A 15214-nucleotide genomic window follows, 5' to 3' on the forward strand; every position below is an offset into this window, starting at 1 on the left:
CTCAATGACCTCCAGGGGTGGGAAATGTAATGGTTGATCTAACCGTTTCCGCGGGCACAAAGCGGTCGCGATCCCTCACAGATAACAGCACATGCAGCAGCCCCTGTTGATAAAGATCGGCATAACGTTGCTCCATGGCAGTCATCACCCTTTCCCCATGGGCAATGGCCCTTTCCCTGGCACCTGGCACATTGCCGCGGTAATCAAAACGCACCACAACGGGCACTGGTAAACCGCGGGAAACATTTAAACCACGAAAGATTTTAATGCCCACATCAAGATCTGCTGTGCCTTCTTCAACCGTATCAACRTAGGCAAAGTAAGTGAGGTTGCGCAGATGGATTTCCTTAAAGCCAATGCCAACGCCAATGAATCGTTCGGCATGGCCRGCATCGCCATAGGCACCGCCGTGGTATTCACGAACGTAATCAATTTGGGAGATRTTATTTTCAATCAACTGSGAWATCAAAGTGATCATCCCTGCATCGGGCKCCCCCTCCACGGCAAACTCCACCATTTGGCGAATCTTTTCTCGAGCAGCCTGGGGAGTTAAAGACTTAGTTGCTTCATAAATATTGCTTGCATCAAGCCATTGATCCAAAGCTGCATTGCCCTCGCGATCGGGCACATGCACTCGTATTGCGTCGGTGTCGGTGTCTAGGCCGAGCAGCAAAAGGTCTACCGATGCACCACAGCAAAAACTATTTTCAACAGCAACGCGGAAGGCYTGCAGTCTGTCCATGCCAGCGGCTGCCGCAGCTGAATCATTGGAAGCATGGGCGGCGCAGCCTTCATGGCTTGGGTCAATCGAGCTGAAGTGATACACCACCGCTTTCAGGTAACGGGTGGCTTCGTGGGCAGCGTTGGGCTTGGCTTCTCTAAAACGTAAATGTTCAGTTTTTACCCAACGATCAACGGTATTTTCCACATCAAACATGGCCCCAGCATGGGGCCGCCGCCGCACACAACTAAAGGGAATACGTAATCCAAATGCAATCGCATGSGCTAAACGACCATCTGCACATGGGGTGATATCGAGCAGATGAAAGCCACATTCAATTAATAGGCGTTCAAATGAATCGCCGTTGGTGCCATCAAGGGGGTCGGTTTCAAAAAATGCTTGGCTTGTTTGTTCATAGGTTTCAAATACGCACCAAGCGAATAGGCGGCGCATATCCAACTGGGTTACCCAAGCCATCTCAAGGATTGGCAATGGCAATTCATAGCCGAGCTCAGCTTTAGCTAATCGTTGTGCATCGTTAATAAAATTTGGCTCATGCTGCAATGCGGATAGCTGTTGCAGCACCGGAACAATGCGATCAAATGAGCCTTTTACCTGCTGGTCGTAGGCATGCAAACGGCTATTTGCAGCTGAATCACTAAGGCAGTGGCCTGAGCTACTAGCGCGGTTTGGCCACACYACTGGGCGACGCCTGGGAGCGGTTGGCTCAAAGGGCCTAGCGGTGTAGGAAGCACGGCGCTGGATCAACCGCGGGCACCCCCAGACACWGTGATCAATGAACCCTTATCGGTGTTGCCGCTTGAACCGGTAACCCTGCTAACCGGGGCGACAATGTCTTCATTGCGCTTTTGCTGCATAGCAGCCATYGAATTTTGCAASCCCACCCGGGAGGGATTACGTCTMCGGGCGGAGGGTCCCTCGGTGCCAGTTACACGCTTGCCACGGTCCCAGTCGTCGCCGGTGATTTTATGGCCTGAACCCTCACCGGTAACCCGAGAAACAGGTTCCTGGCCTGGCTCTGCTGGAGCGGCTTGCACCACGGCAGCACTGGGGGAGCGATCAAAACGAAACTGTTCTGTGCCGGTTACCTTGCCGCTCGCCATGTCAAAGGGACCTGTGATGCGGCCACCTTGCTCATAGGTGCTTCCGGTTACGGCACCAACTTTYTCCCTTTGCGCTTGGGCTGAACGGGCCGGCGACTGAATACTGAAGCGCTGCCAATTGGTTCCAGCTATGGGCTGGGGGAAATCAGGCTCACTGGCAAAGCTTTTGCCGCAGCTGCTCTGCTGTTGATCAGCACCCACATAGGGTGTGCCGGTGATGTTTTCGCAAGCACCCCGTTCAGCGCCGGTCATCACACCGCCAATCCCCGGCTGAAGCCCCGTTAATGGGCTGGCCTGGCGCCTGGGGGTTCTGGCTTGGATAGCAGCTGAAGCGGCGGGGGAACAAAAATTTCCAGCCTGCTCCAAACCTATATATGGAGTGCCCGTAACGATCTTGCARCTGCCTGGTTCATCGCCGGTAACTTTTTCGGAGCGACCGGTGCTGGTGCCACTCACCACCAAGCTGCGGCTGGTGAGGCTAAAACCCACYTTGGCTGCTTCTGGGCTGGGGCTGGTGGCGCAAAAGCGCTCATATTGCTGGCTGCCAACGTATTCATCACCGGTTACCAAACGGCAGCTGCCGGGTTCATCGCCGGTAACTTTGTCGTGGCGACCCACATGGGTACCAGTGATACCAGTGCCTTTAATCGTATTTAGGCTGCTCACCTTGGTGGCTGCCCGTCCGCCAACCGGGGGCTCCGAGCCCAGGTATTGATCGCCGGTTAACTGCAAACCGGAGCCGCTTTCATCACCCGTAACCTTTTCGCTCCTGCCCACGATCACACCAGATACGGCCTGGCCTCCGAGGGTGTTACTGCGGCCAACTTTGCGCACACTTGGGCTGAATCCACCGCAATAGGCAGCGGATTGATTGGCGGAAATATATTCAGTGCCCGTGATTGATTTACAGGTGCCTGGCTCATCGCCAGTTACCTTTTCACTGCGACCAACTTCGTTGCCGGTAACGCGATTGCCGTGGCTGGTGGCACTAACGCGCACCTTTGCCGGCTGCTGGGAAGCAGGCTTGGTTTGGCAAAAGGTTTGGAACACCTCAGCGCCTAGATATTCAGTGCCGGTAATAGTTCTGCAGGTGGCAGCTTCGTTGCCGGTGGTTTTAAGGGAGCGATTGGCCTGGGTGCCGGTAACKGTTGAACCTGCAAGGGTTTCACTAACSCCTACCTTCCAGGAGGCATCAGCGGCGGCGGCTTGCTTAGATCCGTGCCTATTGGGGCCGCTGGGGCGACTGGAGCTACCACTGGTGCGGGCAACAGCAGCTGCACCGGTTTTACTGCGCAGTTCGCGGATTTTTAAGGCGAGCTCACGGCTGCTGATATCTGGGTTTCCCTGGCGCATTACCGCTGCGGTGCCGCTGGCCTGGCTGGTATTGGCGAGCTTTCCCCGTTTCGCTAGGGCTTCCCTACGGGCCAGTACAAGGGCACGGCTTGGGTTGTGCTGGCTCTGGCGACGGGGGGTTTGCTGGTTRTGGGGGCGGRCCGAAGCAGCGCCTGGGCTGAAAATAGTTGTTGGTGCTTGGGTTGGGGTGGCTACGGGAACCACCACAGGTGTTGCTGGGGGAGTTTGTTTTGCCACATCACTGCGGGTGCGGTCTTTACCGGATTCAGCCCGTTTGCCACGGCGGCTTAAGGCCTCACGCCTGGCAAGGGCAAGATCGCGGCTGGGGTTGGCGATGCGCCCCCTATTCAGGTTGTGGCTTGGGGCCACCAAACTCTGCTGGCGAAACACCGTTGGCTCAACGGTTACAGGTGCAGAAGCAACAACAGCAGTGCGACTGGGGCGAGCCTCAACGGCACTGCGCACCCTTCCGGCACTGGTGGAATAGCGCTTTTCGGCTGTTTTTCCACCATTGGAAAGCGCCATGCGCCTTGCCAATGCCGCCTCGCGACTCGACTGCTGTGCCATATCCGCCCCCTAGATAAAAAAGCTTGTGAAAAGGTCCCCGCCGAAACGGGGACCAAATTGATGCGCTGATCAGCGCGCTTCGAAAACAACGAAGCAAGAACCCTGGCTCTGGGTGTAGGCGTCGTAGCCCACCAGACGCACGTGGTGGTCGGGGTATGCMCGATGGCAACCCTCGAGTTCGCTCACGATCACACTCAGATCCTTTTCACCGAAGAACGGCAACTTCCAATACGACCAATAGATCGACATGGAACGGCTGGGATGAACGTGCTCCACCACAGGGCTCCAGCCCTGGGCAATGATGTAGGCGATCTGGTCGTAGATCTCGTCCTGGGTCATCGGCGGTAGAAAGCCGAATGTCTCCAGGGTGGCGACTGTTTGATAGTCACCCACGGTGCTCTTAAAGGGCATGGGGATCCTTAGTGGTTTGGTTTACAGGAAGTCGCCTTGGATCAGGCGTTCACGTCGAGCTTGTCGACGGTGTCGAACTCGAACTTGATCTCCTTCCAAGTTTCGAGGGCAATGGCCAGCTCGGGGCTGTGCTTCGCGGCTTCCGTGAGGATGTCGCGGCCTTCCTTCTCAATTTCGCGACCGGCGTTGCGTGCCTTAACGCAGGCCTCGAGGGCCACGCGGTTAGCAGCGGCGCCAGCGGCGGAACCCCAGGGGTGACCGTGGGTGCCACCACCGAATTGGAGAACGGAATCGTCGCCGAAGATCGCCACCAGGGCGGGCATGTGCCACACGTGAATACCGCCGGAGGCAACGGCAAACACACCGGGCATTGAACCCCAGTCTTGATCGAAGAAGTTACCGCGGGTGCGGTCTTCGGGCACGAATGATTCGCGCARTTGGTCGATATAACCGAGGGTTGTTTGACGGTCGCCCTCGAGTTTGCCCACCACCGTGCCGGTGTGGAGCTGGTCACCACCAGACAAACGCAGGCACTTGGCGAGCACGCGGAAGTGAATGCCGTGCTTGGGATGGCGGTCGATCACAGCGTGCATGGCACGGTGGATGTGAAGCAGCATCCCGTTTTTGCGGCACCACYTRGMCAAACCGGTGTTGGCGGTAAAGCCACCAGTTATGTAGTCGTGCATGATGATCGGCTGATCGAGTTCCTTAGCGAACTCGGCCCGCTCATACATTTCTTCAGGGGTATTGGCGGTGCAATTGAGGTAGTGACCTTTGCGCTCGCCGGTTTCCTGCTCAGCCAATTTCACAGCTTCAGCAACGAACTCGAAACGGTTCTGCCAACGCTGGAAAGGCTGGGAGTTGATGTTTTCGTCGTCTTTGGTGAAATCAAGGCCACCGCGGAGACATTCATAAACCACCCGGCCGTAGTTTTTACCGCTCAGGCCGAGTTTCGGCTTGATGGTGCAACCAAGCAGGGGACGGCCGTACTTGTTCATACGGTCGCGCTCAACCTGGATCCCGTTGGGGGGACCACCACAGGTTTTGATGAAGGCCAAGGGGAAACGGATGTCCTCTAGGCGCAGGTGACGCAGGGCTTTAAAACCGAACACGTTGCCCACCAAGGAGGTGAGCACGTTGGTGATGGAGCCCTCTTCAAACAGGTCGAGGGGATAGGCGATGAAGGCATAGAAAGCCTCCTTGTCGCCGGGCACCTCTTCGATGCGGTAGCAACGGCCTTTGTAGAAGTCGAGGTCGGTTAGGAGCTCAGACCACACGGTGGACCAGGTGCCAGTAGAGGATTCAGCGGCTACAGCGGCAGCCACTTCTTCCCTGGGAACACCTTCCTGGCCGGTGCACTTGAAACAGGCCAGCAGGTCGGAATCGAGGGGAACGTAGTCAGGAGTCCAGTAGGTGTCCCTGTACTCCTTGACCCCTGCGTCGTACTTCTTGCTCATGGGGAAAACTCAGATGGATTCAGTTGGGGATTGGGGTTCGGTGTCCCGCCGGGGGAGCGCCTAGACCTCAGTCCTTGGAACCCAGGAAGTTGCTGCTGCCACCGAGGGCAGGCTCCACTTCGCGGTGGGGACGGGCGATGATGTGGGCGGCAACAAGGCCGTCACCAACGCGTTCGCAGGCATCGGCGCCTGCGCGCACTGCCGCGTTTACTGCGCCGGTTTCACCGCGCACCAAAACGGTTACGTAGCCGCCGCCGACGAACTCACGACCGATCAGTCGCACTTCTGCGGCTTTGGTCATGGCGTCTGCCGCCTCGATCGCAGGCACGAGGCCGCGGGTTTCAATCATGCCGAGGGCAATGCCCATTGTTTCGCTTGCCATTGCCAACTCCTGAAGGGGGGGCGGAAAGTTCGCCGCTAACACTGCTCCCGCAAAGGCGCATCCGTCAAGACGTTTGAGACCCCTAACCAATCAGCGTCTGAGGGGGCTCATATAAGCAACACTGATCAAAGCAACTTCTATCTTTACAATTGGTTTTCAAAGCGGTTGGGCATCGGCAACGAATGCAACCCCACCGAAATATTCCAAAATTGAATTAACCGCTGGCTTGAGMCGCTCAATCGTGGCTTCGTCGCAAAAAACAATTACGTGGGCATTTGCGCCAAGGCCACTGAACTCCATCGATTCAGACACCACATCGCCACTACGCCCCCTGCCAGTTACGTGGCGCATCACTGAATAGCCAGGCGCCCCTGCMGCTCGAATGGCATGGAGCACTTTGTCGAGCTCGCGCTCGCTCATGATCAAATCAAGGCGTTTCATRGCTCAACCGGCAGGGATAAAGCGCTGWATCAGCGCCATGTATAAGGGGATACCAAATATTATATTGAACGGAAAAGTAATACCCAATGAGCTTGATATATAGAGGCTTGGATTAGCTTCAGGCACCGTCATTCTCATCGCTGCAGGTACGGCGATGTAGGAGGCGCTTGCACACAACACCATGAATAACAATGCRTTGCCYTGACTCAAACCCAAAAACACAGCAATCCCCAAACCAATGCCTGCATTTAAAAGGGGCATCAGCAGGGCAAAACCAGTAAGAAATGCCCCGGCGCGCCKTAGGTCMCCCAGCCGTTGAGCCGCAATAATGCCCATGTCTAACAGGAAAAAACAAAGCACCCCATAGAAAAGCCTGCCGGTGAAAGGCTCCATTTTTTCAACGCCACTGGGGTTGAAAAATGCAACAAGAAAGCCAATTATCAAGCTGCCAATCAACAGATAAACGGAGCTATTTAAAAAGGCTTCATGCAGCAGGGCCCCCCAGCCAGCGTTCACATCACTGCGGCGATCGCGGGCCGCTAATTTAACAAGTAGCAAGCCAACAATTATGGCCGGCGACTCCATCAGAGCCAAGGCMGCAACCATGAAACCATCTGATTGGATGTTCAATACCTTGAGAAAGCTTTCAGCTGTAATAAAAGTAACTGCTGAAATCGAACCGTAGGCAGCTGCAATCGCAGCAGAATTGAACACGTCAAATTTACTGCGCAATAGAAAAAAGCAGTAGATRGGCACCAGCACCGACATCACAACCGCAGCTGAAATTGTTAAAACAACATTTCCACCAAGGCCGCTGTGCTGCAATTCAACACCYCCTTTAAAACCKATAGACAGCAATAAATAAAGGGAAAATAACTTGGGCAGTGGGGCTGGAATCTCTAAATCGGTGCCCAASAGCACCGCAAAAACCCCMAGAAAAAAGAACAAAATTGCTGGWGAGAGCAAATTTTGCAGAACCAGGCTTGTATCCAATGGCCTCCTTTGGGGCGTGTTTGTCTACTGGAATTAAGCAGGGCTGTCAAAGAGCAGAATGGCCCACCTGGTGCAGGGCAAGGGTGGCAAAAAATCCAAAGGTGCTTGTGATCGCTAGCGGTAATCCCGTCAAAGTGGCTGAAATAAAAGCGATCTTGGCTCCCGTTGAGCTGCAGGTGCGCCAACAGCCTGAGGGGTTGGAAATTGCTGAAACCGGTAGCACCTACTTAGAAAATGCCCGTTTAAAGGCCGCTGAGGTGGCTCGCATCTGCGGCCACTGGGCCCTAGCTGATGATTCAGGCCTTGAGGTGGATGCCCTRGGCGGTGCACCAGGTATTTATTCCGCCAGATATGCGGCGAGTGATAAGCAAAGAATTGAGCGGCTTTTAGAAGAACTKAAGGAAAGTATTTACCGAAGCGCCGGTTTTCATAGTGCCGTGGCCTTGGCCGACCCCTTCGGCAACATCCGCCTGGAGGCAGAGGGTATTTGTAGAGGTGAAATTCTCAGCTCGCCAAGGGGGGAGGGTTATGGCTACGACCCTGTTTTTTGGCTGCGGGAAGCGGGAAGCACCTACGGCCAAATGCCACCCCATCAAAAAATCAAATTGGGCAGCCGGGGCAAAGCGATCCGGGCCATAGCCGCCCAGATGGCCCACCTATTGGAAATTGAATTAACTAACTAATGGGAAATAACTAACGGGAATTAATGCTTGCCACAGCACGCATGGCAGCGGCGGCAGCCTCCTCCACATCACCTTCTTTCCCCGCCAAGGTGAGGCGGCCAAAGGCACCCACAGCCTTCACATCCACCACGGTGATGTTTGAAGCCTTCTCAGCTTCATTGGCGGCAATCAGCACATAGCCAGCCGGCTCTGTTTCCAAGATGAACATGCTCATGCCCGATTGAATCATCGAACCGCGCCGATTTAGGCGGTTGATCAAAACCGCATGGTCGGGGGTGATGGCACGGATGATCTCCGTCCAGCTAACAGTGCAAGGGCTGCGTCGATCAACGCTGCTGCCGATCGACTCCAGCACCACCTGGCCCGAATGCAACACATTGCTTTGGTCGCGGTGATARAGGGCCAAGGAGCCAAATGCCCTCTCCACCACCATTTGGCCCAAGCGCACGGTGCTCGCCTTCAGGGCGATATCGGTAACCCGATGAACTGCCATGCCTGGTGAAACCTCAAGCCAGAGGCAGGCATCGCCTGGAATAGGTAAAAAGCCCTGGGAAACAGTGCCCATGTAGGCCGCCAACTGGGGCTGCAGGGAATCAAGAAACACATAGGTGCGCAGCTGGATCGATCCCACCTGCCCCCCCTGCCTTGCCAGCCGTCGCCCCTCGCTATCGGTGGTAACKGTTACGCAACTTGGCCCACTGGCCACATCCACCTGGGTACCTGTAATAGCAACACCTGAGCCGCCATCACGCATACCGGCCCGCCGACGCCGTATGGAGAGATCGTCGGCAGAGGTTGACAGGGGATTTTTGATTAATAGTGGCGCGACTCTACCGGGCTACCCCTTGCGCTCACCTTGGGAGTGGGTACCTTCCGGCCAATACCCCTAGCAATGCTGATGGCAACCACAACCCGTTCCAGCGAAGCTCAACCCATYGCCAACCAAGAACCCCAAGCCAATTTCTCTGAGTTGATYGCCACAGCCATGGATCAAGGGGTGAAGCCTGAACAGGCCCTCGCCTTCATCGGCCTCGGCCTGATGCACAAAATGGGCACCCCAAACCACAGCAACTTCACCACGATTTGGAATGAAAGCCAGGGAGAGGCCGCTGACCTGCACAATTTGCGCCAACGGCTTGAGCTCACCGACCTGGCTGTGCGCACCGGTGCGCCCTTAAGCACCGCTGAAGTTGCAGTGCTGTTGGGTGCCCGTCCAGGTACTCCAGTGGTGGAAAGGGGTGGCCTAGTGGCGCGCCGCATCAGCCGCAATGTGTGGAAATTAAGCCGCTCTGCTGATGGCGCTGAGCGCCAAGCCGGCGGCTATGGAGATGCTTTCCGCCGTCGCCTSTAGAAAATTCAGCTTTTAGAGCAACAAATTTGTTGTTTTTCCCCTAGATCCGGAAGATAAGGAAACGACTGGAGCACTTAATGCACCAGCACRCCTATCAATAGCTGTATCTACTAGTGCTGCTGTTGGAGATTCTCAAGGAAAATGGCCAGAGGGAGGTGTTTTGCGGACTCACCTCCATCGTTTGGCTCCACCGCCGCATGCCAGATGCCTTCTTTTTGGTGGTGGGCTCCCGCACCTGCGCCCATCTGGTTCAAAGCGCCGCAGGCGTGATGATTTTTGCTGAACCCCGTTTTGGCACAGCCATTTTGGGGGAAAGGGACCTGGCCGGTTTAGCCGATGCAAATGAGGAGTTAGATCGGGTTGTTGGCGATCTGCTGGCGCGCCGCCCAGAAATYCGCACCCTCTTTCTGGTGGGTTCCTGYCCCAGTGAGGTGATCAAGCTCGACCTAGCTAAAGCAGCGGAACGGCTCAGCACCCGCCTGCAGGGCTCCGTGCGGGTTGTTAATTACAGCGGCAGTGGCATTGAAACCACCTTCACCCAAGGGGAAGACAATGCCCTCACCGCCCTRGTGCCCTTCCTGCCCCGCAACGATGAAGCACAACTGCTGCTGGTGGGCACCCTTGCCGATGGGGTGGAAGAGCGCTTTTTAACCTTGTTTGAGCGGCTTGGCATCACAAAAGTGGCAAGCTTGCCGCCGCGGCGCTCCACCGATCTACCCAGCCTTGGCAGCGGCACCAAAGTGTTGCTTGCTCAACCCTTCCTAGGGGCTACGGCTAGGGCTCTCCAGGCCCGCGGCGCCCAATTAMTCAGCAGCCCCTACCCCCTTGGCGTGGAGGGCAGCAGCCTTTGGTTTGARGCTGCGGCAACCGCTTTCGGCATCGAYMCAGCCCACACCGCATCGGTGCTCAACCCCCTYAAAGAAAGGGGCAGAGCTGCAGTGGCTCCCCATCGCCTTGAACTGGAGGGCAAGCGCCTGTTTCTGCTGCCAGATTCCCAAATGGAGCTTGCCCTTGGCCGTTTCCTGCATCGGGAATGCGGCATGGAGTTGGTGGAGGTGGGCACTCCATACCTGGATCGCGCCCTGCAACAGCCTGAGCTTGATCTCCTGCCAGCAAACCTAAATTTGAGTGAAGGACAACATCTAGAGAAACAACTGGATAGGGTGCGGGCAGCCAAGCCCGATCTTGTGGTGTGTGGCATGGGTTTAGCCAATCCCCTTGAGGCGGAAGGCATTGCCACCAAATGGTCGATCGAATTGGTTTTTAGCCCAATTCACGGCTGCGACCAAGCCGGTGATTTAGCTGAATTATTTGCTCGGCCCCTGCGCCGGCGCGCTGCCCTGGCCTTTAACTGAAATCCCATGGAACTCACCCTCTGGACCTACGAAGGCCCCCCCCACGTGGGGGCTATGCGCATAGCCACTTCAATGGAAGGGCTGCACTACGTGCTCCATGCCCCCCAAGGGGACACCTATGCCGACCTGCTGTTCACGATGATCGAGCGGCAAAACAAGCGGCCGCCAGTTACCTACACMACATTTCAGGCCAGGGACCTGGGGGGCGACACCGCAGATTTAGTAAAGCGTTCAATCAGCGATGCGGTGGAACGCTTYAAGCCGGAGGCTTTGCTCGTGGGTGAAAGCTGCACAGCGGAATTAATCCAGGATCAACCAGGCAGCCTTGCCCAAGGCATGGGTTTYAACCTGCCGATCGTGAATTTGGAATTGCCCGCCTATTCAAAAAAAGAAAATTGGGGTGCTTCCGAAACCTTCTATCAACTACTGCGAACCCTGCTCAAGGATCAAGTATTAGCCCCTGGCGCTGCCAAACCAAGCCCCAGCCGCTGGCGCGCGGAAGGGCGCAAACCGCGGCTTAATTTGCTCGGCCCCAGCTTGCTGGGWTTTCGCTGCCGCGACGACGTTATTGAGGTAACRAAAYTATTAGCTGATATGGGCATCGATGTGAATGTGGTGGCACCCCTGGGGGCCAGCCCTTCGGATCTAAARCGGATTCCAGAGGCGGATGCAAACCTCTGCCTCTATCCAGAAATTGTTGAAAGCAGCTGCAGTTGGCTGGAGCGTCAACTGGGSATGGCTGTTGTGCGCACGGTACCCATCGGCATTGGCGCCACCCAGCAGTTTCGAGAGGAGATCGCAACTGTTTTAGGGCTTGATCAATTGCCGCCAGCGCCGGAGCGATCAAGGATGCCTTGGTATTCGCAATCGGTGGATTCCACCTACCTAACGGGCAAGCGGGTATTTATTTTTGCCGATGCCACCCACGCGATTGCAGCAGCGCGTATTGCCAGTAAAGAACTGGGCTTCCAAGTGGTGGGGCTGGGCAGCTACTGCCGCGAGCAAGCAAGGGCTGTGCGGGCTGCCGCCCAGGAGCTAGGCCTTGAAGCRTTAATCAGCGACAACTACCTAGAGGTGGAGGCWGCCATGGCAGCGGCTGCCCCCGAATTGGTGCTTGGCACCCAAATGGAGCGCCATAGCGCCAAGCGGCTTGGGATTCCATGCGCTGTAATTTCAGCGCCATTGCATGTGCAAGATGTGCCGGCCCGCTATGCACCGCAGATGGGTTGGGAAGGGGCAAATGTAATTTTCGACAGCTGGGTGCACCCCTTGATGATGGGATTAGAGGAACATCTAATTGGAATGTTCCGCCATGATTTTGAGTTTGTTGAGGGCCAYATGAGCCATAARGGCCAAAAAACAGCAGTGGYSGAAACRGCAGCACCTGAAGTTCAAACGGATGCTGGCTGCACCTGGGCTAATAGCGGAACAGCTGAATTAGGCAGAATTCCCTTTTTTGTGCGCGGCAAAGTGAAACGCAACACCGAAGCCTTTGCCCAGGAGCGAGGCATCAAGGAAATCACCGATGAGGTGCTATATGAAGCTAAGGCCCATTTCACGCGGTAGATCTTCATCCCCTTAGCAAGCAACAGCTGAATTCCTTCCATCCCCACCCCTGAACCGCTGATGACCGCCACGATCACCCCCCCCAGCAGCAGCACCAACAGCCGTGAAGACGGCGAAGGTAGCCTCCAAGTGCATCAAGACGCCTCGATGCAAATCGAGGAAGGCGCCCTAGTTATCGCCGTTTATGGCAAGGGGGGCATTGGTAAATCAACAACCTCTTCCAACCTTTCAGCTGCTTTTTCTAAACTTGGCAAGCGGGTATTGCAGATCGGCTGCGATCCAAAACACGACAGCACCTTTACGCTTACCAAAAAAATGGTGCCAACGGTTATTGATATTTTAGAAACCGTTGATTTTCACACKGAAGAACTACGCCCCGAAGATTTTGTGTTTGAAGGCTACAACGGTGTGATGTGCGTGGAGTCTGGCGGTCCCCCTGCCGGCACTGGCTGCGGCGGTTATGTAACAGGCCAAACCGTAAAATTGTTAAAAGAGCACCATCTTTTAGAAGATACGGATGTTGTTATTTTTGATGTTCTTGGAGATGTGGTGTGCGGCGGTTTYGCTGCGCCGCTYCAGCATGCWAATTATTGCTTAATYGTAACCGCMAATGATTTTGATTCTATTTTTGCAATGAATAGGATCATTGCCGCCATTCAAGCAAAGGCAAAGAACTATAAAGTTCGCCTCGGGGGAGTTGTGGCAAATCGCAGTAAAGACACGGATCAAATTGATAAATTCAATGAGCGTGTAGGCATGCGCACAATGGCCCACTTCCCCGATTTGGATGCCATACGCCGCTCGCGATTAAAGAAGTGCACGATATTTGAAATGGAAGCAACACCTGAGGTGGAAGCCGTGCAAAAAGAATACATAGCCCTTGCCCAACGCATGCTTGATAATGTGGTTCCCCTAGAAGCTGAATCACTTAAAGATCGTGAGATATTCGACCTGCTGGGTTTCGATTAAAACCCGAGAAAGTTTCAAGATATAAATTAAATAAACAGAATCATCAATGATTGTAAGCGCATCMCAACACAGTTYATTTGCATTGGGTCTTACCATATTAGCYGGGTTATCYACTGGAATAGGCAGTTTATTAGGKCTTAGCACCCGCAGATCAAACACAACATTTTTAACACTTTCCCTTGGCTTTTCTGCAGGGGCGATGATATACGTTTCATTGGTGGAAATATTACCTAAAGCGCGCTTGGCTCTACAGCCACTATTRGGAAATAGYTTAGGATATTTAGCAACCGTACTTGCCTTTTTTGCTGGCATCGCACTAACGGCCCTAATCGATCAGCTTTTACCATCCCATGATGCAGCAGTGTTATTTAAACTTCAATCTGAAGTTGGCGATAATCAAACGGCCATGGGACGCCGCCGSCTATGGCGAGTTGGTTTATTTTCAGCCCTAGCGATTGCAATCCATAATTTCCCTGAAGGTTTAGCCACATTCCTAGGCGCCTTGAACAATCCAAGGGTTGGCGTGAGCATCGCCGTTGCAATTGCGATACACAACATCCCTGAAGGCTTGGCGGTTTCAGCACCTATCTATTATGCAACTGGCAGTCGCCGTAAAGCTTTCTGGTGGTCTTTTCTATCAGGAGTTGCAGAACCCTTAGGTGGCTTAGTTGGCTATTTCCTGTTCCAATCATTTCCCAATCAATTGGCCTTTGGCTTGGTATTTGCTGGAGTTGCTGGGGTAATGCTCTACATATCATTTGATGAGTTATTACCTGCCGCCAAGGAATAYGGCGAACAGCAGCATGCTATTTGGAGCCTAATTGCCGGCATGGCGGTTATGGCAATCAGCCTGGTATTACTTGCTTAATTGCCAATTCAATAGCTGAATAGCACTTTTCCAGCTCACTATTTGTAATGCAAAGTGGCGGCAAAATATAWACAACATTACCGAGGGGCCTTATATATACACCCTGTTCCASRCACTKACGCTGGATYTGTTTRCCGATYGGGTTTAGATAGCTGTTTTCGCCAGCGTTGAGCTCGAAGGCGGCCATGGTGCCAAGGCAACGGGGCCGCTTCACCTGGGAAAGCAGGCTCAGCTGCTCCAGCAGGGGGGTGTGCCGTTGCTCAAAGCCCTCAAAGCGYTCTGGGTTTTGCTGCAGTAAATCYAAGCTGGCCAGGGCGGCGGCGCAGCCCAAGGGATTGGCCGTGAAGCTGTGGCCATGGAAAAAGGTATCGCTGGGCTTCTCGCTGATGAAGCCCYGGTAGAGCCKTTCACTTGCCATCGTTGCGCCCATGGGTAGGAAACCACCCGTGAGCCCTTTRGAGAGGGCCATCAGGTCGGGCTGGATACCGGCTTTCTGGCAGGCAAACAGGGCTCCGGTGCGGCCGAAACCGGTGAAAACCTCATCGGCGATCAGCAGCGCGCCAGCAGCCTGGACCCTGTCCGCCACTGCCCGCAAGAAGGATGGACGCACGACGCGCATGCCACTTGCCCCCTGGATCAGGGGTTCGAGAATCACCGCTGCTGTGGGTGTCTCAAGTGCCAGCTCTAATTGCTTAAGGGCCTGCTGTTCCCGCGGCTCAACGCTGTCGTCGCCCCAGTGGCTGTGGGGCCAGGCGACCCTGGCCACATCAAAAAGCAGGGGCTCGTAGGCGGCGGTGAATAGGGAGCGATCACCTAGGGCCATGGTGCCTACGGTGTCGCCGTGATAAGCCCCCTCAAAGGCGATTAACTGGTGGCGCTCGCTGTTCTGGTTGCGCCACCACTGCCAGGCGATCTTGAGGGCCACCTCCACGGCGGTGGAGCCATTATCTGAGAAAAACAGGCGCTGCAGCCC

At 55.0% G+C, this 15214-nt stretch carries 15 protein-coding genes; 6 read left to right on the plus strand and 9 right to left on the minus strand.

Annotated elements, in window-relative coordinates; genetic code table 11:
• Position 1 precedes the first annotated feature (1 nt).
• The 7 genes from C7K08_RS04590 to C7K08_RS04620 form a co-directional block, all read right to left on the minus strand.
• Positions 2 to 1486: a carboxysome shell carbonic anhydrase gene (locus C7K08_RS04590; RefSeq protein WP_106499489.1), complete on the minus strand. Its 1485-nt coding sequence runs from the start codon at positions 1484 to 1486 to the stop codon at positions 2 to 4.
• A complete protein-coding gene (gene csoS2, locus C7K08_RS04595) occupies positions 1486 to 3765 on the minus strand; it encodes an alpha-carboxysome scaffolding protein CsoS2 (RefSeq protein ID WP_106499475.1) in 2280 nt (759 codons plus the stop codon). The genes C7K08_RS04590 and csoS2 overlap by 1 nt, the downstream gene beginning before the upstream one ends.
• A gap of 69 nt (positions 3766 to 3834) precedes the next feature.
• Positions 3835 to 4176 carry a ribulose bisphosphate carboxylase small subunit gene (locus tag C7K08_RS04600; RefSeq protein ID WP_106499476.1) on the minus strand — a complete coding sequence of 114 codons (342 nt, stop codon included), beginning with the start codon at positions 4174 to 4176 and terminating at the stop codon, positions 3835 to 3837.
• 41 nt (positions 4177 to 4217) lie between these two features.
• Entirely contained in the window at positions 4218 to 5633 is a 1416-nt protein-coding gene (locus C7K08_RS04605) for a form I ribulose bisphosphate carboxylase large subunit (RefSeq protein ID WP_106499477.1), read from the minus strand.
• A gap of 67 nt (positions 5634 to 5700) precedes the next feature.
• Positions 5701 to 6015, minus strand: coding sequence for an alpha-carboxysome major shell protein CsoS1 (gene csoS1, locus C7K08_RS04610; RefSeq protein ID WP_106499478.1), 315 nt, complete (start codon positions 6013 to 6015; stop codon positions 5701 to 5703).
• Between the two features lie 156 nt (positions 6016 to 6171).
• Entirely contained in the window at positions 6172 to 6456 is a 285-nt protein-coding gene (locus C7K08_RS04615; RefSeq protein WP_106499479.1) for a P-II family nitrogen regulator, read from the minus strand.
• 3 nt (positions 6457 to 6459) lie between these two features.
• Positions 6460 to 7449, minus strand: coding sequence for a sodium-dependent bicarbonate transport family permease (locus C7K08_RS04620; RefSeq protein ID WP_106499480.1), 990 nt, complete (start codon positions 7447 to 7449; stop codon positions 6460 to 6462).
• Between the two features lie 83 nt (positions 7450 to 7532).
• On the opposite strand from C7K08_RS04620, the gene rdgB reads away from it, so the two are divergent.
• Positions 7533 to 8132: an RdgB/HAM1 family non-canonical purine NTP pyrophosphatase gene (gene rdgB, locus C7K08_RS04625; RefSeq protein WP_241537043.1), complete on the plus strand. Its 600-nt coding sequence runs from the start codon at positions 7533 to 7535 to the stop codon at positions 8130 to 8132.
• Between the two features lie 10 nt (positions 8133 to 8142).
• Here the strand turns inward: rdgB and C7K08_RS04630 are convergent, their stop codons facing one another.
• Positions 8143 to 8886, minus strand: coding sequence for a BMC domain-containing protein (locus C7K08_RS04630; RefSeq protein WP_106499482.1), 744 nt, complete (start codon positions 8884 to 8886; stop codon positions 8143 to 8145).
• 144 nt (positions 8887 to 9030) lie between these two features.
• Between C7K08_RS04630 and C7K08_RS04635 the strand changes: the two genes are divergently transcribed.
• From C7K08_RS04635 to zupT, 5 genes are all read left to right on the plus strand, one after another.
• On the plus strand, positions 9031 to 9483 hold the full coding sequence (locus tag C7K08_RS04635) for a hypothetical protein (protein WP_390623282.1): 453 nt from the start codon (positions 9031 to 9033) through the stop codon (positions 9481 to 9483).
• Positions 9484 to 9599: 116 nt separating this feature from the next.
• Positions 9600 to 10838, plus strand: a complete 1239-nt coding sequence (locus tag C7K08_RS04640) for a ferredoxin:protochlorophyllide reductase (ATP-dependent) subunit N (RefSeq protein ID WP_106499491.1) — start codon at positions 9600 to 9602, stop codon at positions 10836 to 10838.
• 6 nt (positions 10839 to 10844) lie between these two features.
• Positions 10845 to 12404 (plus strand): ferredoxin:protochlorophyllide reductase (ATP-dependent) subunit B, encoded by a 1560-nt coding sequence (locus C7K08_RS04645; RefSeq protein ID WP_106499483.1) that lies wholly within the window; start codon positions 10845 to 10847, stop codon positions 12402 to 12404.
• A gap of 60 nt (positions 12405 to 12464) precedes the next feature.
• The gene (gene bchL / locus C7K08_RS04650) at positions 12465 to 13373 is read left to right on the plus strand and encodes a ferredoxin:protochlorophyllide reductase (ATP-dependent) iron-sulfur ATP-binding protein (protein WP_106499484.1); all 909 of its coding nucleotides are present in this window, start codon (positions 12465 to 12467) and stop codon (positions 13371 to 13373) included.
• A 46-nt stretch (positions 13374 to 13419) separates the two neighbouring features.
• Entirely contained in the window at positions 13420 to 14241 is an 822-nt protein-coding gene (gene zupT, locus C7K08_RS04655) for a zinc transporter ZupT (protein ID WP_106499485.1), read from the plus strand.
• Here zupT and C7K08_RS04660 read toward each other — a convergent pair.
• Positions 14219 to 15214 (minus strand): aminotransferase class III-fold pyridoxal phosphate-dependent enzyme (locus tag C7K08_RS04660; protein WP_106499486.1); only part of this gene is annotated, 996 nt, incomplete at its 5' end. The two genes, zupT and C7K08_RS04660, sit on opposite strands and share 23 nt — an antisense overlap.

It is taken from the genome of Synechococcus lacustris str. Tous (assembly GCF_003011125.1).
GTDB classification, from domain to species: Bacteria; Cyanobacteriota; Cyanobacteriia; order PCC-6307; family Cyanobiaceae; genus Synechococcus_D; species Synechococcus_D lacustris.

Excerpts from the sequence above, each read along its gene's own strand:
- csoS1 (WP_106499478.1), bottom strand. The coding sequence starts at position 6,015 with ATGGCAAGCGAAACAATGGGCATTGCCCTCGGCATGATTGAAACCCGC.